We start from the raw sequence: 23514 nt of genomic DNA on the forward strand, positions 1-23514 counted from the left end.
GGTTTTCATATGCCTGTTTCAATTTGTGGTCATTGGCTTGCGCACCAACTGAAATCAGGCACAAAGCTGCCACAAATATTGCTAAAAACTTCTTCATATACTCAAATCCCTTGGATTCACATAACGCTATCTATACTGCTATTTACCTACTTTTATTTTATTCCTTCGCCATCTATCACACCATCAAATTAGTCTAAAATTTGCATAAAAACATTTATATTCAGTTAATTACAATAGTGAATGACATGAAGAAGATCGCATTAGACGGATTTTTGTAACTTAACCAATTGACTAGTAATAAAAGCATACTACTGTATATATATACATTATTAGACCAAGGGATTGCAATGAAATCACAATTCATCTTAAGTATAAAAGAGTATATGCAGGCACGCCATTATGCGAATAAAACAATCGAGGCTTACTTACATTGGATTACTCGATACATTGTTTACCACGATAAAATACACCCGATGAAAATGGGAGACAATGAGGTAGAAGCCTTTTTGACTAATTTAGCTGTTAAAGGAAAAGTTGCAGCTAAAACTCAAGCTCTAGCGCTAAACTCATTACACTTTTTGTACCGTGAGATAATAAAAGAACCGCTTTCTATTAACATGAACTTTAAAAAGTCACAATTAGATAGAAAATTACCCGTGGTGATGACTAGAGATGAAACAAAACGATTTCTAGAACACATAGACCCACGTTATCAGCTACCAATCAAACTACTATACGGATCAGGGCTAAGGCTTATGGAATGTGTTAGATTACGTATACAAGATATTGATTATGACTACGGTGCAGTGAGAATTTGGCAAGGAAAAGGTGGGAAAAACCGAACCGTTACACTAGCTAAGGAGCTCTACCCTCAGCTAAAAGAGCAACAAGCCTTAGCAAAAAGATACTATGATAAAGATATGCAAACAAAAGGATATGGTGGTGTATGGCTCTCAAATGCACTCAGTGAAAAGTATCCCCATGCTGCTTATGAATTCAATTGGCATTACCTGTTTCCCTCACATTTAATTTCTCTCGATAAAGAAACAGGTTTAAAACGTAGACAGCACATCAACGAATCGGCAGTGCAACGTGCGGTTAGAAATACTGCACGTGATGCAGAAATTAAAAAAAGTATTTCATGCCATACCCTAAGGCACAGTTTTGCTACACATCTCCTTGAATCAGGAGCCGATATTAGGACTGTTCAAGAACAACTTGGACATAGCGATGTGAAAACCACCCAAATTTATACACATGTATTGGATAGAGGTGCAAATGGAGTACTAAGCCCACTATCTCGGTTATAAAATCAATGACAAAATATGAAATGTCGATAAAGAAAAAAGGAGAGCAAATGCTCTCCTTTTTCTTAAACCTGACTGCTAATTAAAGAGCAGCTTTCGCTTTTTCAACTAGAACTGCAAATGCAGCTTTGTCGAATACCGCGATATCGGCAAGGATCTTACGATCGATCTCGATAGATGCTTTCTTAAGGCCGTTAATGAAACGGCTGTAAGATAGACCATTCTGGCGAGATGCAGCGTTGATACGCGCAATCCATAGCTGACGGAACTGACGCTTTTTAGTGCGACGGTCACGGTAAGCGTATTGACCAGCTTTGGTAACTGCTTGGAAAGCTACGCGGTAAACACGTGAACGTGCTCCGTAGTAACCTTTAGCTTGTTTTAGAACTTTCTTATGACGTGCACGAGCTTGTACACCACGTTTTACGCGAGGCATTATGCTTCTCCTAAACTAAACGATAAATAAACTAAAAAGAATTAAGCGTATGGCAACATACGGATAACTGCAGCCACTTCACACTTAGGAAGGATTGCATTTGGACGTAGTTGACGCTTGTTCTTAGTAGTACGCTTAGTCAAGATGTGACGTTTTGTAGCGTGCTTGTACTTAATACCACCAGCAGTTTTCTTGAAACGCTTAGCAGCACCTTTGTTGGTTTTCATCTTAGGCATGATGAATAACTCCGCATTGTAGTAGTTTAATAACAATGTAATTAGGGCGAATAAAACCTTGCCGTTTTTCAACAGCAAGGTTTTATTACTTGTCAGCCGTTAATTACTTCTTTTTAGGGGCAAGCATCATGATCATCTGACGTGCTTCAATTCGACTCGGGAAAGATTCTACTACTGCTAAATCAGCGGTATCTTCTTTCAAACGATGAAGAACATCAACACCGATATCTTGGTGCGCCATCTCTCGGCCACGGAAGCGAATAGTAACTTTCACTTTGTTGCCTTCTTCTAGGAAACGCGTCAGGTTGCGTAGTTTTACCTGATAGTCTCCAATATCAGTCCCAGGACGGAATTTAATTTCCTTAATCTGGATCTGCTTTTGCTTCTTCTTCTGCTCTTTAGCAGACTTGCTCTTTTCAAAGAGGAACTTGCCATAGTCCATCACACGACAAACTGGTGGCTCGGCGTTAGGGCTGATCTCTACAAGATCCATACCAGCTTCTACAGCAGCTTCAAGTGCTTCGTTGATTGATACAACACCAACGGGTTCACCATCTGCGCCAGTTAAACGAACTTCACGAACGCCACGAATTTCACCGTTTAAACGGTGCTGGTTTGGTTTGGCCGGCTGTTGGCCACGTCTTCCGCCTTTAATAGTTTATTCCTCCAGATTGAGCTTACGGCTCGAAACTTCGGCTTGGATGTATGAAATTAAATCATCCACTTTAAACTTGCCTAAGTCCTTACCCCTACGAGTACGTACTGCGATTTCGCCAGCTTCCATCTCTTGGTCGCCACAAACCAGCATATACGGTACACGTTTCAAAGTGTGTTCGCGGATTTTAAAGCCAATCTTCTCATTTCTCAAGTCTGCTTTAGCTCTAATTCCACATTTTTGTAGTTTTTGCGCTACTTCTTGAGCATAAACTGCCTGTTTGTCAGTTATGTTCATAATAACGGCTTGTTCAGGTGCCAACCACGTAGGGAAGAAACCTGCATATTCTTCAATTAGAATACCAATGAAGCGCTCTAACGAGCCAAGGATCGCTCGGTGAATCATCACAGGAACTAATCGTTCATTGTTCTCACCAACATAGGTTGCACCTAAACGAGTTGGTAAGTTGAAATCAAGCTGTACTGTACCACATTGCCACGCGCGATCTAAGCAATCATGCAAAGTAAATTCGATTTTAGGACCATAGAAAGCACCTTCGCCTTCTTGAATCTCATATTCGATGCCCATAGCTTCAAGAGATAGCTTCAGAGCTTCTTCTGATTTGTCCCAAATTTCGTCACTACCTACACGCTTTTCAGGGCGAGTTGATAATTTCACAACAATATTGTCAAAACCAAAGGTTGTGTAAGTATCGTAGACCATTTTAATACAAGAAGTGACTTCTTGTTGAATTTGGTCTTCTGTACAGAAAATATGAGCATCATCTTGTGTGAAACCACGAACACGCATAATTCCGTGTAGTGAACCTGACGGTTCATTACGGTGACACGAACCAAACTCTGCCATACGTAGTGGCAAGTCACGGTAAGATTTTAGACCTTGATTAAAAATCTGAACATGGCCTGGGCAGTTCATTGGCTTGATTGCATATTCACGATTCTCGGAAGAAGTTGTAAACATGGCATCAGCGTACTTATCCCAGTGACCAGAACGTTCCCAAAGCACGCGGTCCATCATCAACGGACCTTTCACTTCTTGGTAATCATATTCGCTCAGTTTTTGACGAATAAACACTTCAAGATCACGGAAAATTGACCAACCATTATGATGCCAGAACACCATGCCAGGTGCTTCTTGTTGCATGTGGAATAGGTCTAAGTGCTTACCAATTTTACGATGGTCACGTTTAGCTGCTTCTTCTAAACGCGTTAAATGCGCTTGCAGCGCTTTCTTATCGTGGAAAGCAGTACCGTAGATACGTTGCAGCATTTTATTGTCGCTGTTACCGCGCCAATATGCACCAGCAACACTCAATAATGTGAAGTGTTGGCAAAAGCTCATATTTGGCACGTGTGGACCACGACACATATCTATGTATTCTTCATGATGATAAAGACCGGGTCGATCATCACGAGATACATTTTCATCCAAAATTTCAATTTTGTATGTTTCACCGCGAGCTTCAAAAGCATCACGAGCTTCCTGCCAACTGACTTTCTTTTTAACGACTTGATATTTCGTCTTAGCCAACTCTTTCATGCGCTTTTCGATCTGTTCTAAATCGTCTTGCGTTAAAGATTGCTCAAGGTCGATGTCATAGTAAAAGCCGCTATCGATCGTCGGGCCAATCGCCATTTTCGCTTGTGGGTAAAGTTGCTTTAATGCATGACCTAGCAAGTGTGCGCAAGAGTGACGCACAATTTCTAAACCATCAACTTCATCTTTAGCAGTAATGATTTCAAGGCTGGCATCGTTTTCGATAAGGTCGCATGCATCAACACGCACCCCATCAACACGACCTGCAATGGTTGCTTTCGCAAGACCTGGGCCAATTGAAGCCGCAACGTCCATTGTAGATATAGGGTTATCGAAGTGACGCTGACTACCGTCAGGAAGAGTAATAATAGGCATGTTATATCCTTACAGTGGTGTTGCATACCAAGCAACACATGTTTATTTGATTGAAAAGTAAGTCATTAAAGATCAATCGGTAACACGAATACCGGAACTTCAATGAAGTGAGGATTTTAACTAGCTCACACTAGCGATGTAAAGCGCGAATAGTCCAAATAAAAAGAAAAAGCCCACGGCACTAACCATGGGCTTAGTAATTACACTATGAATTATGCTTCGCTGCGACGTGGGCGACTAGCACCACCAGTACTGCTGCCATTGCCGTGACCACGTTCGCCACGGAAGTTACCACGGTGGTCACCACCACGGTTGCGATCAAAACGACGCTCACCATCGCGACCAGAAGCAGCACCACCTTCACGGTTACCGCGGAAGCCACCTTCACGGCCACCACGACCAGCGCTTGCACCAGCTTCACGATTGCGGAAACCGCCATTGCCGCCTTCACGACGAGCACCGTTACCACCTTCACGACGGCCACGAGACTCACGGAAATCATCAAAATCACAAACCACTGCGCCCACTTCTTTTTGGCGAATACGTAGCTTGCGCAGTTTGCCTGTCACGTCTGATGACATCGCTTTTGGAAGTTGAACGAATGTATGACCTTGCGCTAGCTTAATCGCACCGATAGAGCCTTTGGTTAAACCAAGCTCGTTCGCTAATGCGCCAACGATGTCTTTAACTTGAACGCCTTGCTCACGACCAACTTGAAGTTGGTAAGTATCCCAATCTGTATTTGAGGCACCGTATTCACGACGACTGCCTTCGCGGCCACCTTCACGACGATCACCACCTTCTTTACGATCACGGCGACGAGTTTTTTCACGCTCAATCGCTTCAATCATTGGGTCAGCACCTACGTAGAACAGAGGACGCTTACCTTGTTGGCGTTTAAGTAAAATAGCAGCTAAAGTCGCAGCATCAATTTCTAAGCTTTCTTGTAGTTTTTCAATCAACTCAGCAAATTTATCTAATGCTGTGTGACCTTTTTCAGCTTCTAGTTCTGCGCCTAATTTGACAAGACGAGACTCAGCCACTTTGTCACGCAGTGGCAGTTGAATTTCTTCCATTGAAGAACGTGTAACACGTTCGATAGTGCGAAGCATACGAATTTGGTTAGTACGAACAAGAAGGATCGCCTTACCTTTACGTCCAGCACGACCAGTACGACCGATACGGTGAATGTATGACTCAACGTCAAATGGAATATCGTAGTTAAATACGTGTGTAATACGAGGCACATCAAGACCACGCGCTACAACGTCGGTTGCTACAAGAATATCAATCACACCTTGTTTGATATGATCAACAGTACGTTCACGCAATGACTGAGGAATATCACCGTGGAGTGCTGCCGCTTTAAAGCCACGTGCAGACAACCAGTCAGCCAAACGCTCAGTATCTTGGCGAGTACGTACGAATACGATTGAAGCATCAGTCTCTTCTGTTTCAAGAAGACGAGACATCGCTTCGTCTTTCTCAACGCCTTTCACTACCCAGTATTGCTGCTCTACTTTTGCAACAGTTTGGTTTGAACCAGCAACGTCAACACGCGCAGGATCACGTAGGTAGCGATCAACAATGGTCTTAACCATTGGTGGCATAGTCGCAGAGAACAATACACGCTGAGCGGTGTCTGGCGCTTGTTCCATGATCCACGTTACGTCATCAACGAAGCCCATTTTCAACATTTCGTCAGCTTCATCTAGGACGAATGTGTGGCATTCGTCTAAGTGTAGACGGTCACGAGTGATCAAATCTTTTACACGACCAGGAGTACCAACCACAATGTGAGCACCTGATTTAAGTGCACGCATTTGATCAACAATAGAAGCACCACCGTAGATCTCAAGAACTTTAAGACCTTGAATTTTCTGGCCAAGGTTTTTGATTTCTGCGGCAACTTGAATGGCTAGCTCACGAGTAGGAGCCATCACAATCGCTTGTGGTTTGTACTGAGAAAGATTTAGCTTGTTTAATAGAGGCAAAGAAAACGCAGCCGTTTTACCTGTACCTGTTTGTGCTTTACCTAGCGCATCTTTACCTTCGAGAAGGAAAGGAATAGCTGCTGCTTGAATAGGTGTTGGAGAAACGAATCCCATTTCATTTAAAGCTGATAGAATTGAGTCGTTCAGGGCTAATTCACTGAATTGAATTACAGAGTCTTGCATGGAGATCCCACTAGATTAATTAACAAAAGGTCCCACGAGCTCTACCAATTCCAATACCGATCCAATAAAAGAGCTGAGTTCCGTTCAGATGCGGATAAGTCTTAAAACGCATCAAGCCGCTAGGGACATATAAGGGACGCGGATTATTCCCTAAAAGCATAAAAAAAGCCAGTAAAAATTGAATCACATCACATATTTCTATCACAAAGACCATTTCAGCATATAAATTCACCGAAAATTGATGAAAATCTGCGTCATGGTAAAACGATAAAGATACTGGTTGACAAAAATAGCGCTTTCGGTAGTAATCATCCCTCTCAATGATTATAGTGTGCTTAATCACATTCGTTAGAAAAAGACACATGTTTCAAGATAATCCACTACTCGCCCAGCTCAAACAACAAATCCAAGAAAACCTGCCCAAAAAAGAAGGCACGATCAAAGCGACAGATAAAAGCTTTGGCTTTTTAGAGGTCGACAGCAAAAAAAGCTTCTTTATTCCGCCTCCATACATGAAAAAGTGTCTTCACGGCGATAAAGTGATCGCTATCATTCGCACTGAGAATGAAAAAGAAGTAGCAGAGCCTCAAGAGTTGGTAGAACAGTCTTTAACACGATTTATCGGCCGCGTGAAACTATTGAAAGGAAAATTGCACGTTACGCCTGATCTTCCTCAGTTAAAGAAACTCTCTTTAAAAGCGAAAGTACAAAAAGGACTCAATCCTGAACATTTTGCTGAAAATGATTGGGTGGTAGCACAACTTACTCGCCATCCTTTAAAGGATGATAGTGGGTTCTTTGTTGAGATCACTCAGAAAATCACAGATGCAAACGATAAAATTGCTCCTTGGTGGGTAACATTGGCTGAAAATGATCTCCCCAACAGTGAGCCGGAAGGTATTGAACACTGGGAGATAAAAGATGACGCAGATCTAGAGCGCATCGATATGACGCATATTCCTTTCGTGACCATCGATGGTGCTTCAACGAAAGATATGGATGATGCTCTTTATGCTCAGAAAACTGAAAACGGTGATTTCAAACTAACCATCGCAATTGCCGACCCAACGGCCTACATCGCTCCCGAAGATGAAATGGATAAAGTTGCTCGTGAGCGAGGCTTCACTATTTATCTACCGGGCCGCAACATTCCAATGCTTCCGCGCGATTTAGCAGATGAGCTATGCTCTTTGATGGAAAATGAAATCCGCCCAGCCCTTTGCTGTAGTGTGACCGTTACTAAAGATGGTGTGATTGGTGATGACATCCACTTCTTTGCAGCCAATATTAAATCACACGCTCGATTAGTGTATGACCAACTATCCGATTGGTTAGAGAATGGTCACTCTGACGATTGGCAACCTAGCGAAGCGATCGCGACCGTTGTGCGTGCACTTTATGACTTCTCTTTGGCCCGCGTACAATGGCGCGAGACTCACGCTGTTGTTTTCCCAGATCGCCCAGATTACCGATTTGAACTCAGTGAAGATAATGACGTGATTGCTATCCATGCTGATATGCGTCGTTCCGCAAATCGTTTGGTTGAAGAGGCAATGATCACCGCTAACATTTGTGCCGGTAAAACGCTGCGAGATAGCTTCGGACAAGGCGTTTTCAATACACATGCTGGCTTTAAGCCTGAGAAAATCGCGGATGTGGTTGAAATGGTCAACCCAACGGGTGAACTTGAATTCAACGCAGAGAACCTTACGACCCTTGAAGGATTTGCTGCGGTACGTCGATGGCTGTGCAAACAAGAGACTAGCTACTTAGATAACCGTATCCGTAAATGCCAAGCATACAGTGAAATTGGTAATCACCCCCTACCTCACTATGCGATGGGTTTAGATATCTACGCAACTTGGACATCTCCAATTCGTAAATATGGCGATATGATCAACCATCGTATGTTGAAGGCGCATATTCTTGGCAAAGAGCCGATACAAAGACCCGATGAAACCGTGGGTGAAGAGCTCGCATTGCATCGTAAACACCACAATATGGCAGAACGTAATGTTGGCGATTGGCTGTATGTGCGTACTCTTGCTGATGAACCAAGTAAAGGAACTAAATTCACTGCAGAAATTTTCGATATTAATCGCGCAGGTATGCGTGTACGCCTTGTTGAAAACGGCGCAGCAGCCTTCATTCCTGGTTCTCTAATACTCAATAATAAAGAGCGTCTAGAATGTAATAACGATAACGGCACGGTTCTGGTTGATAAAGAAGTGGTCTTTAAATTGGGCGACACTTTAGAAGTGGTTTTAGCAGAAGTAAACCAAGAAAACCGTAGCCTAGTTGCCAAACCGACACAAATTTTTGCTGATGTACCTGTTGCTGCAGAACCTTCAGATTCTGCACCTGAAGCTAGTGAGCAACAAACCAGCTAAGTAACACGCTTCACTTAGATCAGAAAAAGGCATTCTTCGGGATGCCTTTTTTACGATTAGTTACTCACAGAGCCTATATACCCTTCCTACTTGAAGTTGCAGCGGTGTTGGCTACATTCGCTCACCCCAATCACATAGTTTATCTATGCTCATGGGGATGAACTCACTTGCCGCCTACCTGCAACTTCAAGTTGTTTGGGTATAGATAATAAAAAAACCTAAACTCACCAAAAATATGACTTAGGATCTTTTTCAATTTCTCTGATTAAAGCGGTTAAATCATCGCTTTTCGGTAAATAGGGATAAGGCTGCCACGACTGCGTATCTTGCTGGCCACTGAGAACATGCCTCGCTGAACTATGATCACTGGGAATGTATAAACCCCATAGCAGTTCTTCTCGAATTACTTTGGCAACAATGCTCGAATAATCAGAATGGGTTGAGTCTAACTTGTAATGATGTTTAATAAACTGTACTCCATCAGCGATAGGCTCAAAGCACGATTTCCCCAATTCCACAGGCAAACTTTGGTTACGGTTGTGGCAAACTAACTCTGCCCTTCGCTCCAATTGACGTTGTAACAAATTCACTACCGCCATATAAACCTCGATGAAAAGTGGATTACCTCGCTGACTATAACTGACTTACAGCATGAGGGGAGATAAAAACTAACTCAACTCTCCCATTTCGATTTCCATTCACAAAAGTGTCATCTGTACGACATATTATAGCCGCTCTATTCATAACTATATTGGAGTCTTTATGTTTCGAGTCGCGCTTGCAGCACTACTCTCAGCCTCTTTATTTACTCAGTTTGTCTTCGCAAGTGAAATCAATATTTCAGGCTCAACTTCGGTCGCTCGAATCATGGATGTATTTGCAGAAGACTACAATGCCAGTCACCCGGACACTTATATCGCGGTTCAAGGCGTGGGGTCGACCGCAGGTATCACACTATTGAAAAAAGGCGTTGCTTCGATAGGAATGAGTTCTCGTTATCTCACAGAAAATGAACAAGATGACGCCATGACAACATTGCCTATCGCCTACGATGGATTAGCCGTTGTAGTGAATCGTTCGAATTCTGTTGAAAACCTCTCTAGACAGCAGTTGTATAACATCTATAAAGGTAAAATCACTAATTGGAAGCAAGTGGGTGGCAATGACCAAAAAATCGCGGTAGTGACACGAGAAGCTTCTTCGGGTTCTCGGTACAGCTTTGAAAGTCTGCTAGGGCTCACTAAAGTTATCAATGATCGCTTAGTTTCCGACATTAACCCTAATAACTTAGTCGTCAATAGCAACAGTATGGTTAAAACATTAGTAAACCATAACCCACAAGCAATTGGTTTTATTTCAACTGGATCTGTGGACAAATCGATTAAAGCGATAAAATTTGAAGGTGTGGAAGCAACGGCTAAAAACATTGCGAACCATGAATACCAACTTTCACGACCATTTTTAGTTCTGTACTACCCACAAAAAATGACTGAGGAAGTGAAAGCGTTCATTTCATATCTAGGATCAGACAAAGCCAATGCACTTATCGATGAATATGGGTATATTTCGTTGAACGCTCATAAATAGCAACAGCATCAATTTGTAGTTCAAATAGCAAAAAAGGGGAGCAGTAGCTCTAATGCCGCTCACCTTAAGTGAACGGCATTACTGTATTGCTCTTGCTAATAAAGTGGTGCGAACAGCATGGACAATGCTTCGGAACGAAACAAAATATTCACCTATTTTAATTACAGCGTAAGCTATTAAAAACACAATACTAATTTGAAGTTTTACAAAATGATGATGCAAAAAAGGTAAGACCAACCTACTGAAAACCTGGCCATTCCTTCACGCTATTAAAAGCTGATAACTCGATGAGGACAGTAGGTGCGCAAACATCAAAGGCTAGAAGGTAGCGCCTTCAACAAGAAGCCGTATATACGACCGCATCTTAACTTTAATTGCTAAATCACTTTGTAAATACGTGGATTCCATATAAGGAATGGGGCAAAACTTTGCTAGCAATGATCGCGCTGAGAAGTGTCTGGACATAACCAAGCAAACACTAACTTGACTAACTAAGGGGCAATTGAAGCAGTCAATGTAGTGAGTAATCGCTGTGTCGCCATTCACGCGCTTTGCGATGGTCTATCCAACATATAAGCACAAAAAAAGCGAGCACCAAGCTCGCTTCTATCTGTTTGATTTTAAATGTAATTAAAGCAATTCAACCGACTGCTGGGCAATCACGAATTCTTCGTTAGTTGGTACAACAAGCACTACTGCATTTAGCATGTCTGATTTTGCGATAATACCAGCATTACCAAAGCGAGCTTGCTCATTGCCTTGTTCATCTTCAACAAAACCTAGAATTTTCAAGTTACGCAGAATTTCACGACGAATTGGTAGTGCGTTTTCACCAATGCCGCCAGTGAAAATGATGCCATCTAATGAATCTAAAGCGGCTAGGTAAGAAGCTATGTATTTTGCAACGCGATAAGTAAAGACTTGGAATGCTAAAGTTGCGCCTTCATGACCTTCTTCCATCGCTTCTAAAATACCGCGAGCATCACTGGTTAAACCTGATACACCAAGGAAACCAGACGCTTTATTGAGTGAGTTGAATACTTGCTCTTGTGACCAACCTTTCTTCAATAGAAACTCGATAATCCCTGGGTCAAGGTCACCACAACGTGTACCCATCATCAAACCTGAAAGTGGTGTGAAACCCATGCTTGTATCAACACTTTGCCCATCTTTAATCGCGCACACAGAAGCACCGTTACCAAGGTGTACAGAGATAAAGCTACTTTCATCGATTGGCTTATTGAGTATTTTTGCAGCCTCGCGACTCACATAGTAATGACTTGTACCATGGAAACCATATCGACGAATGCCAAATTCAGTGTACAACTCTTTCGCGATTGCGCCGGTATACGCTTTTGCCGGCATGGTTTGGTGGAAAGCCGTGTCAAAAACCGCGAATTGTGGCAGTTCAGGGAATGCAGCCATTGCTGCGCGCATACCGATAGCATGTGCTTTGTTGTGCAGTGGCGCAAGATCACTTAATGCTTCCACTTCTTGCACAATTTTATCGTCTAATTTAACGGTTTTAGTGAACTTCTCACCGCCATGTACCACTCGGTGCCCAACAGCAACCACATCATCAATCAGACCGTAGGTTTTCACTAACTCAACTAATTTTGCGACAGCCAATTGGTGATGGTTCTCTTCACCTTTAATCGCAAAATCTGCTTTTTCGCCATTAAACTTCCAGCTCATTCGAGCGTCTTCCAACCCAAAACACTCACCTAGACCACTAAGTACGGCGTCGCCCGTATTTGAATCAATTACAGCAAACTTCAGTGAAGAGCTGCCAGAGTTAATAACCAGAACATACGAATTAGACATGGGGTAAGATTCCTGTGTGAGACCAACTTTCAAGCTTTATCGCTTGTTTAGATATAAGGACCATTATTCAATAATTTTTGAATCTTTCAACTTTGTTTTAATTTTTTATCCAAACCAAACAATTTTTTCTTGATCTAACGCAAACTATTATTTTTTTCGAACAGAGAAATATATCGATTTGTATCGACACAAGCGCTTATTGAAGCAAACGTTTACACCATTACCATTCTTGGCACCATTGAATATCGTAGCCGATGAACTCGAATGATTAAGATCGATATGCATCTACTGACTTAACTTGTATTAATGTGTATGAAAAGTGGGTTAATTAGGTCGTGACTCCAATCGGTTGATTCAAAGATAGAACTCTCGTTCAATGAATGTTCTGATCACCTTATCGTGCATCTTCTCCGATTTGGAAAAACCGATTGTTCTACGTACTAAACGTTTTAATCTGGAACGCTGGGTTAGATTGGTTCGCTCAATCCGTTGAGTGAACCTTTTGCCCACAACATGCTTCTCCCTTGGTAATTCTTTTGTGTAAACGCTGAAGTCATCGATAAAAAAGAAGCTGATATCAAACGGCTTGAGCAAAGCGAGCAACGAGCGCAGAATCCGTATTACGGCTACCAAATGCGTGAGCAATGATGCGCTTATAGCGAGGATCCCAAACATACCAAAGCCTGCGGCGATTTTTCTTTTTACCTACGAATGACCATTGCTCATCAACTTCACAGATTAGAGAGATGTTTGCTTTATCGAAGGGTATAGAGGTCACCATGTCGTGTCGCCTTGATACTCTCCACTGTCGGTTGAAAAGCAAAATCTTTGTATATGGCAGAAAAACGTGATTCAGGACCAAAAGTAGTAATATTGCCACCAGAGCTAATCACTATGAGAGCGTCTAACTGGTCTGATTGAAGTGGCGAATAGCTTGAAACTGTTTATCCAAAGCAGCAATTTTTGATAGCTCGTCATAATTGGTTGCCGCTCGTGAACCTATCACAATAACGTCCGGCTTTTGCATGTAAATAGCTTCAAAATCGGGTTTAACTAACGAACTAGCTGAAACGTATTGTTTGGTTTTATATTTGTCCAAATAGCTTGGTAATTGGGCGACTTTCGAAACGGCAACAGACTCCACACCAAAGCTATCTAGTGCATCAAGCGCACCCAAACCAATGACAACAATACGTTGCGGTTTTTGCTCTAATGTATTCATGTTCCACTGAAACAGTGTTTGCGTGCAAAGAAAAAGAGGCAAATAACCTTACCATAACCAAACTAATAAGCGATTTCATACAAATTTCCATTTAAAGTTAATTACGACAGAATTTGATAATCATTCGCATTGAATGCAGTGGTAATGTAATTGCAGACATCGTTAAGAGCAACCATCTTTACCCGAAAAACTGACGATGAGGTGATGAAATAGGCAGGGTGTTGAAAAAACAAACAACAAAACGTTTGCGCTATAGAAATGGTAACCACCTACTTCAGTAGGTGGTTTGGGGCTGAAAACAAAAAAAAGAGTCGTTAAGGGCGGGTCGGATTAATCGTTAGTGGTTCAAACGTTGCCACTGCATTACCACTTGCTCCAGGATGAGCAGTGTAAGATGTGTCTTGCATAATCGTATAAAAAACATCTACATAATCATCGTCATTAGTGAGCAAACCGTCTGGGATTGCATCAATAATCTTCCCGGTAATCTGTGGGATAATCGCATAAGCTTGTACTTCTGGATCTGGGATAAGCTTCATAACTTCTTCAGCTACTTTGACCAATAACTTACCCAATTCCTTATAATCAGTACCATCATCTTGCTCCATTAGAATGAGATCAGCCGCCCCCCAACGGTAACGAGACCATTGGATCATCACTTGGTTTGGAAAATAGTCTTGCTTATCGTAGTCCAAATAAGGCATTTCAACTAAATCAATAGTCGGTTCATCACGGCTAGGATTCACTCCGGTCACAATGGCGTAGATTTCAGCTCTGCCAGAAATCCACGGTTCTTTATCATCCGCTAATTGAATTTTCTTTAGTACGGTCGTTGAGATTGGATCAACACTGCTAACTTCAATGCTGCGTGCCATTGAAACCGCTTCAACTTGACCACTTTCCGTCGTAGTCAGCATGGTAGGTTGACCAAGTTTATTCATTTCAACGCGCATCGCTTGTAAACCCGCACGCAGTTCCACTTCACTATTGCTATCAATAACAAAAACAGGCACATCTGGCATCTGGTACACATCAAGTTGATGAACCTGCCCGTACACATCAAAAGCTTCAATATATTGCCATGATGCATCATTTCCTTTCGGCTCGAATGCAAATAGTGGACTCTGCCCTTCCTGCCATTCTTTAACCATGGACGCATCAGCAAGACGAAGTTGTAGCAGCTGTTGAGTAAACTCCTCAATCCCTTTCATCGAACGAATTTGGGCATCAGCCGCAACCATTTGCTGGCTAAAGTCAGAATCAGGCTGTTTTTCTTTCAAAGTGGAAACCGAAATGGATAAGTTTTGAGCACTAATTTGCGTTTTAAGCGTCGCTTCAAACTTGCTATAACTTTCACTTAACTTCAGCGCCAATTCGCGTTTTTGCTGTGTGATGGCATCAGCATTAAATTGTGCCGAGTTAGTCGTACTCGTCTCTTCAGATTGGCAGCCAACCAGCGTTACCACAAGTAGTAATGAAACGGGTGTTATATATTTCATAATGAACCCTTTATATTCTCGTTATTATTCCCTTGCCAGCTGAAATAGACACATCAATTTGCAAGGGGTTATTAGTATTAGAGCCACACATATAGAGTAAATGCTCCACAAGAATACAGTATCACCGAACGCTATTCTTTCAACATAAAAATATAATGATATTTTATATTTCGCCTACAAGATCAAATTAAGCTTTAGTAAACATTAAATTAACAAGTGTTAATATAGCGCCAATTATCTTCTAATCATTTGATTTAGTAGGAATATACTCTTCCTACTTGAAGTTGCAGCGATGTTGACTACGTTTGCTCCCCCCAATCACATAGGTTATCTATACTCATGGGGATTCACTCACTTGCCGCCTACCTGCAACTTCAAATAGTTTGGATATAGATCAAAATATTTTTTGTTGTTATTTTAATGAAATTATATCAATAACACATTGATAAATATTCAAAAATAAATCTCCCTACGGCAAGGGCAAACGATAAACCAATTAATCTTGTATATAATATATGTTAATCAATAATTGGGTAGGCAATACACTCAGATAACACAACGTGAGTAATGGTCTGTGGATCAATCATTTTCCAGCCATTATGGCTGTCCAAAGGTTCAGATGCTAATACGATGTTATCCCCTTCGACCTTACTAAATATAGTGGGTGGCACACCATCCGAACTGTAACGAACTAACCAAAATTCACGTCCATCAGAGATACAAATAGAGGCTTTAAATGGCAGTTCAATTCCCTTTTCCACCATTAAATTTTCAATTTCACTGATCGTAGAACGAATCGCTTTGATCGGATCAATAAACAAGCCATTGTTAACCATAAGTAGGAAAATTAGCTCACTGTCTGTGGTTCCTATACGCTTTATATAAAGTGCTTCTGGCAGCTTTCTCTCTAGGGCAAATTTCACTTTCTCAAACTCACCGATTTGCCCATTATGCAAAAACATCCAATTATCTAAAATGAAGGGGTGGCAATTTGAACGCGACACTTGTGTCCCTGTGGAAGAACGTACATGCGCCATAAATCGATGAGAGCAAATATGATGAGCAAGAGAGCGTAAATTTTCATCGCCCCATGCCGGTAAGACTTCGTGAAACTGTCCGGGGGTACTTCTCTCGGTATACCAACCTAATCCAAAACCATCAGCATTGACTCGAGTCACGGCTTTACGTGCTTCTAAGCTTTGATGAACTAATGAGTGTTCCGGTTGATAAACCAGTTGGTCAAGATAAATGGGACTTCCTTGGTAAGCGAGCCAGCGGCACATAGTGGGAATATTCCTAACTAAATAACAGTATCTTCAATAAAGCATGTTTATGCTCCTCTCGCAAGGTGTCAAAAGTATCATTATTTCCTTGAACAATAAAAATACAGTTTAAAGATGTAACTCAAAAATAGGCAATGTTTTTATTGATATCAATAAGAGTAAAAATAAAGACTTAATTTAGTTCATACTATACCCTTCCTACTTGAAGTTGCAGCTGTGTTGGCTACGTTCGCTCACCCCAATCACATAGTTTATTTATACTCATGGGGATGAACTCACTTGCCGCCTACCTTCAACTTCAAGTTGTTTAGGTATGCTTTATATAAAGTGAATCAAGATCATACTTTACTCATCATCATATTTACTCCATTTAAAAATACTCCTAAACATTTTTATTCCATATTATTAAAATAATTAAAAACACAAAGTATTACTAAACTAGTACAGTTAAGACCATTTCATCCATTGAGTAAAATTAAAAGATAATACTATCAACTAAAAAACCACTTCAAATAAATAATTAGCCGACATTAATATCAATAAAATAATTTATTTATGTTAACCATATATGTTGTTAATGAGATCCTTTGTGCAATTAAAAAACATTCACACTTGCTATAGATATACCGAATATATAAATTGTTACAAATAGTTCACAAAACATATGGACATGCCGTGAAACATTTAATCTCTTTTATATTAATTAGTTACTCCACGATCACCGTCGCACAGCCTATGGTTAACGATGAAGCTTTGATTTCATCTTTGATCGAACGTGGTGTTATATGTGAAGGACTCACATCCGAAGAACAACAACAAGCATTAAATATCTATCTACAAAAAAAAATAAATAATAAGAATACCAACTCAAACGATAAAGATCCTAACCCGACTGATACTTGTATTTCAGCCAAGTACAAAGAGAAAGCTTAAATATACCTTTCCGACTTGAGTTTACAGCAGTGTTGACGACACTTACTCCCCCCAATTACATAGTTAATCTATGCTCATGGGGATGAAATGACTTGCCACCTACCTGCAAATCTAAGTGGTTTGGGTATACCGTAAAATTCAATATTCACTGATTCTTATTTAAAAAATAGAAAATAGTGAAATTGCAATACCATTAATATAGGAAATAAAATAAGGAAATAAAATGAAACTTATGAGGAAAACATTGCTCACGTCTGCAATGGTCACTCTATTTAACGTCAGTGCTTACGCACAAACACCCATTGATTTAGGTACAGTAAACGAAGATAAGCTGATTGAAATGTTAGTGCGTAATGGTGTTATTGATACTCACGCTTCTGACGCAGCTAAACGTGATGCATTAGACCGCTACCTAGAGCATAGAATTAATTCTGGTTTTTACGGTGATGCACAATTTGGTAAAAAGGCTCTTGAGCAACGAGCCAAAATACTAAAAACCATCGAAAAACAAAAAGGGATGCAAAAAGCGAGTGTTTTCGCGTTAGATATAAGTACTAAACGTACAGATAAAGTGCTTGCTTTATTGGTTGACTTCCCTGATTTACCTTGGAACGACAATAAGCTAACCAATGAGCACACCGAAATGCTCTACACGAGTTACGAACCAGCACACTACCAAGATTTATTATTCTCTAGCGCAGGTTACACTGGCCCCAATGGTGAAAACTTCATTTCAATGCGCCAATATTATGAGAGTGAATCCGGCAATAGTTACAGCGTGTCTGGGCAAGCAGCTGGCTGGTATCGTGCTTCCAAAAATGCGGCGTACTATGGCGGTAACTCCCCGACCACAGATAGCGACATGAACGCGCAAGAGTTAGTGCGTGAAGCGCTTAATCAATTGGCGCAGGACCCAAGCATCAACCTAGCCGATTACGATATCGAAGACCGCTACGATTATGATGGAGACGGTAATTTCCGCGAACCAGACGGTGTTATTGATCATTTAATGGTGTTTCATGCCTCAGTCGGTGAAGAAGCCGGTGGTGGTGTACTTGGCCCTGATGCGATTTGGTCTCACCGTTATAATTTAGGTCAATATCACGTACTAAAAGGAACACAAAGCACTGTACCGGGTCGTTTTAACGGTCAATATGCGGCTTATGATTACACTATTCAACCAATTGATGCAGCCGCTGGAGTTTGTGCTCATGAGTACGGACATGACTTAGGGTTACCAGATGAATACGATACAAAGTACACAGGTAAAGGTGAACCTGTTTCTTATTGGTCTATCATGTCATCGGGTAGTTGGGCTGGTAAAATTGGTGGCACACAACCTACCGCATTCAGTTCTTGGTCCAAACAGTTTTTACAAAAAGCCATTGGTGGGCGTTGGATTAACGACGATCAAATCTCTATTAATGATCTGGAGAATAAGCCACGAGTCTTCACGCTGTTCCAAACAACCGATAACTCTCGCCCTAATATGGTGAAAGTCGATTTACCAATGAAACGTGTGGACGGCATTAAACCTTATGCTGGCGAGTTCTCATTCTATTCAAATAAAGGCGACGACCTGAAGAACAGCATGTCGCGCAAACTTTCGATTCCCGCTGGTAGCAACGCTATATTAAGCTTTAAAGCATGGTATCAAATCGAAAAAGATTATGATTTCGCTCGTGTTCTGATTAATGGCCAAGCACTTTCAGGCAATATCACTACGATGGATGACCCTTACAATACTGGTCTTGCACCTGCTATTTCTGGGGAATCAAACGGCTGGGTTGATGCGACATTTGATGTTTCTCAATGGGCTGGACAAGAGGTTGAATTGAGCTTCGACTACGTGACCGATGGCGGTCTCGCGATGGAAGGTTTGTATATCGATGACGTGACGCTTGAGGTCGATGGCACTCAGACGGCGATTGATGACGCAGAAGCAACCTCAACTTTTGCCTTTAAAGGTTATACCGTCAACAATGGCTTCCACCAAGCGCCGCATTACTACTTATTGCAATGGCGCAGTCATAATGACGTTGACCAAGGTTTAGCCAACATTAAGCGTATGGGGCAATTAATGACCTTTGAACCCGGCTTACTGGTTTGGTATGTCGATGAATCTTACGCTGATAACTGGGTAGGTAAGCACCCGGGCGAAGGTTGGTTAGGTGTGGTCGATGCCGATCAAAATGCCTTGGTTTGGTCAAAGACTGGCGAAGCGGCACAAACTCGTTACCAAGTTCGCGATGCTGCATTTTCTCTTCAAGATCAAGCGCCGTTACGCTTAGTCTCCTCCGACGGTGATGTTCTGCAAGATAATAGTTTAATCGGCAATGGTAATTTCTCAGATGATCAAGACTACAGCTCACCAATGGCTCCTGATTCCGGTCGTAAATTAACTGAATTTGGGTTGATGATCGATATTGTGAATCAAGGTCAAAATAATGAATATGGTGTAGTTCGTTTATCAAAAGTGAGTGAGCAAAATAGTGAGCCTGTTGCAAACTTTGAACTCAAAACCGAAGGGCTAACCGTCACTGCCTTTAACTACAGTGCTGATCAAGATGGTGAATTAGTCAGTTATGTGTGGGACTTTGGTAATGGTCAAAACAGCACTGACATGGCACCAACGTGGCATTATGCTAAGGCAGGTAATTACTCAGTAACCTTAACGGTGACAGACGATAAAGGAGCAACAAATACCATCACTCGCACAGTTCATGTGGAACTACCTAATGCCCTACCGAAAGCCAATGCGAAGTACATCCATCTTGGTCGCTGGGTGACTATGTGGTCAACAAGTAGTGATAACGATGGGCGTATTGTTGATATTGAGTGGACATTACCGGATGGCAAAGTAAAACGTGGTCGCGCCTTTACTTCGATTTTCCCAAGCTATGGTAATCACGAAGTCACCCTAAAAGTGATGGATGATAAAGGGGCAACGGTGACAAAAACGATTACTGTCAACTTGTAACTACCCTTTATCTTTTATAGAAAGCTTGAGCGCAACTTAGGTTGCGCTCTTTTTTATAAGAGATATAAAAAGAGGAATGGTTAAAGCGTATGGTCTTGCATTCTTTCTAAAGCTTCCACTCGCTTAAGCTGTTTTACATCAAATGTTTCGCTTCGTAACTGTGCAATGTACTGCTTTTTTTCATCATCGGTTAAGGCTTGCTCATTCAGCACACTTTCTCTTTGTTGTAGATAAATCGCTAACTGCTCAGAAAATCGTTCTCTTTGTTGGTCTAGCTCTGCCAACCGTTGTGCCCCTTCCTCTCCGACTAACTCAACACGTTCTAAATATTGTGCTTGAGGAGATCGTTCATCATTTTTATTTAACGCAGGAATAAGCCGTGCATTATATTCACTACGTTGGATGTATTGAGCCTGCTTACTCAGTAGAACCTGCCACTGCTGTTTTGCATCTTGTTGATCAATTGCTTGATTTTTGATTCGCAACTTATTAATCGCTAATTCACGTAACGCATTATCATTGGCAAATAAAAGCTGTTGTTGTGCTAGAGTAAAAAACTGACTTTGTAACATTAATAAGCGTTGGTGAATTTGTTCCAAGGTGAGTAGCTCTAATTTCGATGACTCCCACGCAAAATCCAAAGATGCTAGTGCTTGCTTGTAGAGAATAAATTGCTCTAATAAAGCTTCATCAACCATCATTCCTTCTTTTTGCTGAGCATATTGCAAAGTGCGTTGTTCAACTTCAGCTAAGCTACTCTCACCGAGAGTAGAGATAAAATAATTGATGAGATCATAGCTTGAAGCGTCATCAATTTGAGTATCCATTTGAGATGGTGTTTGTAACGCGGTGGGTAACGTTGACGATTGTTGCAGAAAAAAAACCAACCCAAAGATCCCAGAGACAACAACGAAACCAAATAGCGCAGGCTTTTTCATCATGACTCCTTACAAACCTTGTAGTTTGAGACGATTTGCATGTTGACGATATAGAGTGACAGGGTCAGTTGCAAAAAGGTGATGTATCCCAAGTAAACCGTTAATTTCATCCAAATGATTCATTTTATAGTCATCTCGGATCACTTGGCCTAAGTGAGCACTGCATGCACCGACAAGTCCATCATTTGGTCCATCAAACGCCAAACCTAAAATGGTCATTGCACCGTCGGTAGGGTCAAGTACATTGGTGAAGGTAGAAGATCCAGTCCACGAGTAATAATAAACACCGTTTTCGGCCAGTAACTCACCATCTCCACACTCTGACGCTGGGATCCCTTCAGGGTAATAATGGTTGAATTCTAATGAACCTTTAGTGGTTAATGCCTCTAAAGACGCAAGCGGATCTTGTTCTAAATCCGTTCCTCCAGAGAGCAAACTAATCAGCCCTGATAGCCCCTCAGCCAGTTTAATCGCAGCCGCCTCCGAAAGTGAACCGTCTGCAACATGCCCCCTGACTAAATCAGCCACTTTAGAACCTTTATTGACACCACCGATACTTGTTACAGAGGCAATTAAATCTGGTCTGACCGATGCCACATAGCGAGCTGTCGGACCACCATGACTATGACCAATTAAGTTGGCTTTTTGTGCACCAGTAGCCACGAGTATTGACTCGATTTGCTGCAACAACTGTTCACCACGTAGTTCCGTGCTATTTGTCGCTGAGACCTGAGCAACATAAACCGTAGCTCCATCCTTAGTTAACGATTGAGGAATACCATAGAAATAATCAATGCCAGCGAGGGTATCAAAACCGAACAACCCATGAACCAATACTATCGGATATTTTGTTTGCGTGTAGCCAGTAGGATTCAGTGCAGCAGCACTGGTTGCTGCAAATATAGAAGTGCTCAATAAATAAAGAGCAGCAATAATGATCGTTTTTCTCAAAAGATGTTCCTTCTTTGTATAGGGTGTTAACTTGAGTCGTATTAAGTCAAGAGATCAGACCTCTTACGAGCAACCTAAATGTAGAAGAAACCATTGATTTTTCAGTTTAAAACTTAAAATCCGTGAACGCGGCACAAAAATCAACAGTTATTATGAACATTGTGCAAATAAAAATGCACTCACCTTTTAGCCAAATTTTTGATACCTGTTCAATAACGCGGTATCAATACCATTGCACCATAAAACACTTTACCCGACGCATAGTAAAACTCCCACGCGTTGAGAATCCACTTGAATTGTTTGTATGCGCCACTTGCGACCACCTCAAATTAATACCATAATTAGGTACTATTTGGTATTAGGAGATTGCCATGGCTAAAAATACTAGCATCACTCTCGGCGAACACTTTGATGGTTTCATTAGTAAGCAAATCCAAAGTGGACGCTATGGCTCAGCAAGTGAAGTAATTCGTTCCGCTCTACGTTTACTCGAAACACAAGAAACGAAAATGAACACTTTACGACAACTGCTCGTTGAAGGTGAAGAAAGTGGTATGGCTGATTATGACCTCGATTCGTTTATCAATGAACTAGATAGCGAAGAGAGAAAATGAAACCATTCTAATTAACCAACAAGGCAAAATCCGATTTAAAAGATATTGCCTTATTTACCTCTCGCAGGTGGGGCCGCGAGCAACGAAATATTTATCTCAAACAATTCGATGAATCATTTTGGCTACTCGCTGAAAATCCTGACATCGGTAAAGCTTGTGATGAAATCAGAGATGACTACCGAAAATTTCCACAAGGAAACCATGTTATTTTTTATCAACAAATTGGTAGCCAAAACATCCAGATCATAAGAATCTTGCATAAGAGTATGGATGTAAATCCAATCTTTGGCGCATAACGCCCAATTAAGGTGATGAGATGGTCTCCCCCTACCACTTCACATGGCCTTGAGCCATGCTTGGAGTGTTCAGGTCCCGAAGCAAAAGGAGAAGACCATGACTCAGCATAAAATCATCGGCATCGACTTAGCAAAAAATATTTTCTTTCTTCTTCAAATTAATCATAAAGGAAAGAACATAAGCCGTAAAAAACTTCAACGAACTAAGCTACTTAATTACATCGCAAATCAAAATCCATGCATCATCTCTATGG

At 41.4% G+C, this 23514-nt stretch carries 18 protein-coding genes and 3 pseudogenes; 8 read left to right on the top strand and 13 right to left on the bottom strand.

Translation table 11 applies throughout. From position 1 onward, the window contains the following. Positions 1-347 precede the first annotated feature (347 nt). Positions 348-1310, top strand: coding sequence for an integron integrase (locus AACW06_RS16685; RefSeq protein WP_192075934.1), 963 nt, complete (start codon positions 348-350; stop codon positions 1308-1310). Between the two features lie 79 nt (positions 1311-1389). On the opposite strand, the gene rplT is transcribed toward AACW06_RS16685, so the two are convergent. From rplT to AACW06_RS16710, 5 genes are all read right to left on the bottom strand, one after another. Further along, on the bottom strand, positions 1390-1743 hold the full coding sequence (gene rplT / locus AACW06_RS16690; RefSeq protein WP_040992521.1) for a 50S ribosomal protein L20: 354 nt from the start codon (positions 1741-1743) through the stop codon (positions 1390-1392). A 41-nt stretch (positions 1744-1784) separates the two neighbouring features. Next, complete coding sequence (rpmI, locus tag AACW06_RS16695) at positions 1785-1979, bottom strand: 50S ribosomal protein L35 (protein ID WP_005377932.1); 195 nt, start codon at positions 1977-1979, stop codon at positions 1785-1787. Positions 1980-2082: 103 nt separating this feature from the next. Further along, a complete protein-coding gene (infC, locus tag AACW06_RS16700; RefSeq protein WP_080996372.1) occupies positions 2083-2634 on the bottom strand; it encodes a translation initiation factor IF-3 in 552 nt (183 codons plus the stop codon). 3 nt (positions 2635-2637) lie between these two features. Further along, the gene (gene thrS, locus AACW06_RS16705; protein ID WP_192075935.1) at positions 2638-4566 is read right to left on the bottom strand and encodes a threonine--tRNA ligase; all 1929 of its coding nucleotides are present in this window, start codon (positions 4564-4566) and stop codon (positions 2638-2640) included. Between the two features lie 212 nt (positions 4567-4778). Continuing rightward, positions 4779-6743 carry a DEAD/DEAH box helicase gene (locus AACW06_RS16710; protein WP_192075936.1) on the bottom strand — a complete coding sequence of 655 codons (1965 nt, stop codon included), beginning with the start codon at positions 6741-6743 and terminating at the stop codon, positions 4779-4781. Between the two features lie 362 nt (positions 6744-7105). On the opposite strand from AACW06_RS16710, the gene rnb reads away from it, so the two are divergent. Further along, a complete protein-coding gene (gene rnb / locus AACW06_RS16715; RefSeq protein WP_192075937.1) occupies positions 7106-9133 on the top strand; it encodes an exoribonuclease II in 2028 nt (675 codons plus the stop codon). Between the two features lie 224 nt (positions 9134-9357). Here rnb and AACW06_RS16720 read toward each other — a convergent pair whose 3' ends face one another. After that, positions 9358-9732 carry a DUF3024 domain-containing protein gene (locus tag AACW06_RS16720; protein ID WP_192075938.1) on the bottom strand — a complete coding sequence of 125 codons (375 nt, stop codon included), beginning with the start codon at positions 9730-9732 and terminating at the stop codon, positions 9358-9360. A gap of 163 nt (positions 9733-9895) precedes the next feature. On the opposite strand from AACW06_RS16720, the gene AACW06_RS16725 reads away from it, so the two are divergent. Further along, entirely contained in the window at positions 9896-10720 is an 825-nt protein-coding gene (locus AACW06_RS16725; RefSeq protein ID WP_192075939.1) for a phosphate ABC transporter substrate-binding protein, read from the top strand. A gap of 630 nt (positions 10721-11350) precedes the next feature. Here the strand turns inward: AACW06_RS16725 and AACW06_RS16730 are convergent. The 5 genes and pseudogenes from AACW06_RS16730 to AACW06_RS16750 form a co-directional block, all read right to left on the bottom strand. Then, complete coding sequence (locus AACW06_RS16730; protein WP_192075940.1) at positions 11351-12544, bottom strand: acetate/propionate family kinase; 1194 nt, start codon at positions 12542-12544, stop codon at positions 11351-11353. 354 nt (positions 12545-12898) lie between these two features. Then, positions 12899-13322, bottom strand: a pseudogene (locus AACW06_RS16735) (IS1 family transposase); the annotation flags it as partial. 126 nt (positions 13323-13448) lie between these two features. Next, a complete protein-coding gene (locus tag AACW06_RS16740; protein WP_202884095.1) occupies positions 13449-13766 on the bottom strand; it encodes a hypothetical protein in 318 nt (105 codons plus the stop codon). A 314-nt stretch (positions 13767-14080) separates the two neighbouring features. Continuing rightward, on the bottom strand, positions 14081-15265 hold the full coding sequence (locus AACW06_RS16745; RefSeq protein ID WP_192075941.1) for a DUF3103 domain-containing protein: 1185 nt from the start codon (positions 15263-15265) through the stop codon (positions 14081-14083). Positions 15266-15783: 518 nt separating this feature from the next. Next, positions 15784-16548, bottom strand: coding sequence for a class II glutamine amidotransferase (locus AACW06_RS16750; protein ID WP_192075942.1), 765 nt, complete (start codon positions 16546-16548; stop codon positions 15784-15786). Between the two features lie 675 nt (positions 16549-17223). Here AACW06_RS16750 and AACW06_RS16755 point away from each other — a divergent pair. Together AACW06_RS16755 and AACW06_RS16760 are read left to right on the top strand one after the other, a co-directional pair. Then, positions 17224-17481 carry a hypothetical protein gene (locus tag AACW06_RS16755; RefSeq protein ID WP_053310581.1) on the top strand — a complete coding sequence of 86 codons (258 nt, stop codon included), beginning with the start codon at positions 17224-17226 and terminating at the stop codon, positions 17479-17481. Positions 17482-17704: 223 nt separating this feature from the next. Beyond that, complete coding sequence (locus AACW06_RS16760) at positions 17705-20461, top strand: immune inhibitor A domain-containing protein (protein ID WP_192075943.1); 2757 nt, start codon at positions 17705-17707, stop codon at positions 20459-20461. 80 nt (positions 20462-20541) lie between these two features. On the opposite strand, the gene AACW06_RS16765 is transcribed toward AACW06_RS16760, so the two are convergent. Beyond that, on the bottom strand, positions 20542-21402 hold the full coding sequence (locus AACW06_RS16765) for a lipase secretion chaperone (RefSeq protein WP_238336735.1): 861 nt from the start codon (positions 21400-21402) through the stop codon (positions 20542-20544). A 6-nt stretch (positions 21403-21408) separates the two neighbouring features. Continuing rightward, a complete protein-coding gene (locus AACW06_RS16770; RefSeq protein ID WP_192075944.1) occupies positions 21409-22350 on the bottom strand; it encodes an esterase/lipase family protein in 942 nt (313 codons plus the stop codon). A gap of 371 nt (positions 22351-22721) precedes the next feature. Between AACW06_RS16770 and AACW06_RS16775 the strand changes: the two genes are divergently transcribed. The 3 genes and pseudogenes from AACW06_RS16775 to AACW06_RS21055 all read left to right on the top strand — a co-directional run. Next, positions 22722-22964, top strand: a complete 243-nt coding sequence (locus tag AACW06_RS16775) for a type II toxin-antitoxin system ParD family antitoxin (protein WP_192075945.1) — start codon at positions 22722-22724, stop codon at positions 22962-22964. Beyond that, positions 22961-23260, top strand: a pseudogene (locus AACW06_RS16780) (type II toxin-antitoxin system RelE/ParE family toxin). Before AACW06_RS16775 ends, AACW06_RS16780 begins: the two are co-directional and overlap by 4 nt. Positions 23261-23357: 97 nt before the next feature. Further along, positions 23358-23514 (top strand): annotated as a pseudogene (locus AACW06_RS21055) (IS110 family transposase); the annotation flags it as partial.

The sequence above is a fragment of the Vibrio sp. S12_S33 genome, from assembly GCF_963889785.1.
Taxonomy (GTDB): Bacteria; Pseudomonadota; Gammaproteobacteria; order Enterobacterales; family Vibrionaceae; genus Vibrio; species Vibrio aestuarianus.

What these genes read in the sequence shown, in the direction of transcription:
- AACW06_RS16685 (WP_192075934.1), top strand. Translation starts at nt 348, where the DNA reads ATGAAATCACAATTCATCTTAAGTATAAAAGAGTATATGCAGGCACGC.
- rplT (WP_040992521.1), bottom strand. Translation starts at nt 1,743, where the DNA reads ATGCCTCGCGTAAAACGTGGTGTACAAGCTCGTGCACGTCATAAGAAA.
- rpmI (WP_005377932.1), bottom strand. Translation starts at nt 1,979, where the DNA reads ATGCCTAAGATGAAAACCAACAAAGGTGCTGCTAAGCGTTTCAAGAAA.
- thrS (WP_192075935.1), bottom strand. Translation starts at nt 4,566, where the DNA reads ATGCCTATTATTACTCTTCCTGACGGTAGTCAGCGTCACTTCGATAAC.
- AACW06_RS16710 (WP_192075936.1), bottom strand. Translation starts at nt 6,743, where the DNA reads ATGCAAGACTCTGTAATTCAATTCAGTGAATTAGCCCTGAACGACTCA.
- rnb (WP_192075937.1), top strand. Translation starts at nt 7,106, where the DNA reads ATGTTTCAAGATAATCCACTACTCGCCCAGCTCAAACAACAAATCCAA.
- AACW06_RS16720 (WP_192075938.1), bottom strand. Translation starts at nt 9,732, where the DNA reads ATGGCGGTAGTGAATTTGTTACAACGTCAATTGGAGCGAAGGGCAGAG.
- AACW06_RS16725 (WP_192075939.1), top strand. Translation starts at nt 9,896, where the DNA reads ATGTTTCGAGTCGCGCTTGCAGCACTACTCTCAGCCTCTTTATTTACT.
- AACW06_RS16730 (WP_192075940.1), bottom strand. Translation starts at nt 12,544, where the DNA reads ATGTCTAATTCGTATGTTCTGGTTATTAACTCTGGCAGCTCTTCACTG.
- AACW06_RS16740 (WP_202884095.1), bottom strand. Translation starts at nt 13,766, where the DNA reads ATGAATACATTAGAGCAAAAACCGCAACGTATTGTTGTCATTGGTTTG.
- AACW06_RS16745 (WP_192075941.1), bottom strand. Translation starts at nt 15,265, where the DNA reads ATGAAATATATAACACCCGTTTCATTACTACTTGTGGTAACGCTGGTT.
- AACW06_RS16750 (WP_192075942.1), bottom strand. Translation starts at nt 16,548, where the DNA reads ATGTGCCGCTGGCTCGCTTACCAAGGAAGTCCCATTTATCTTGACCAA.
- AACW06_RS16760 (WP_192075943.1), top strand. Translation starts at nt 17,705, where the DNA reads ATGAAACTTATGAGGAAAACATTGCTCACGTCTGCAATGGTCACTCTA.
- AACW06_RS16765 (WP_238336735.1), bottom strand. Translation starts at nt 21,402, where the DNA reads ATGATGAAAAAGCCTGCGCTATTTGGTTTCGTTGTTGTCTCTGGGATC.
- AACW06_RS16775 (WP_192075945.1), top strand. Translation starts at nt 22,722, where the DNA reads ATGGCTAAAAATACTAGCATCACTCTCGGCGAACACTTTGATGGTTTC.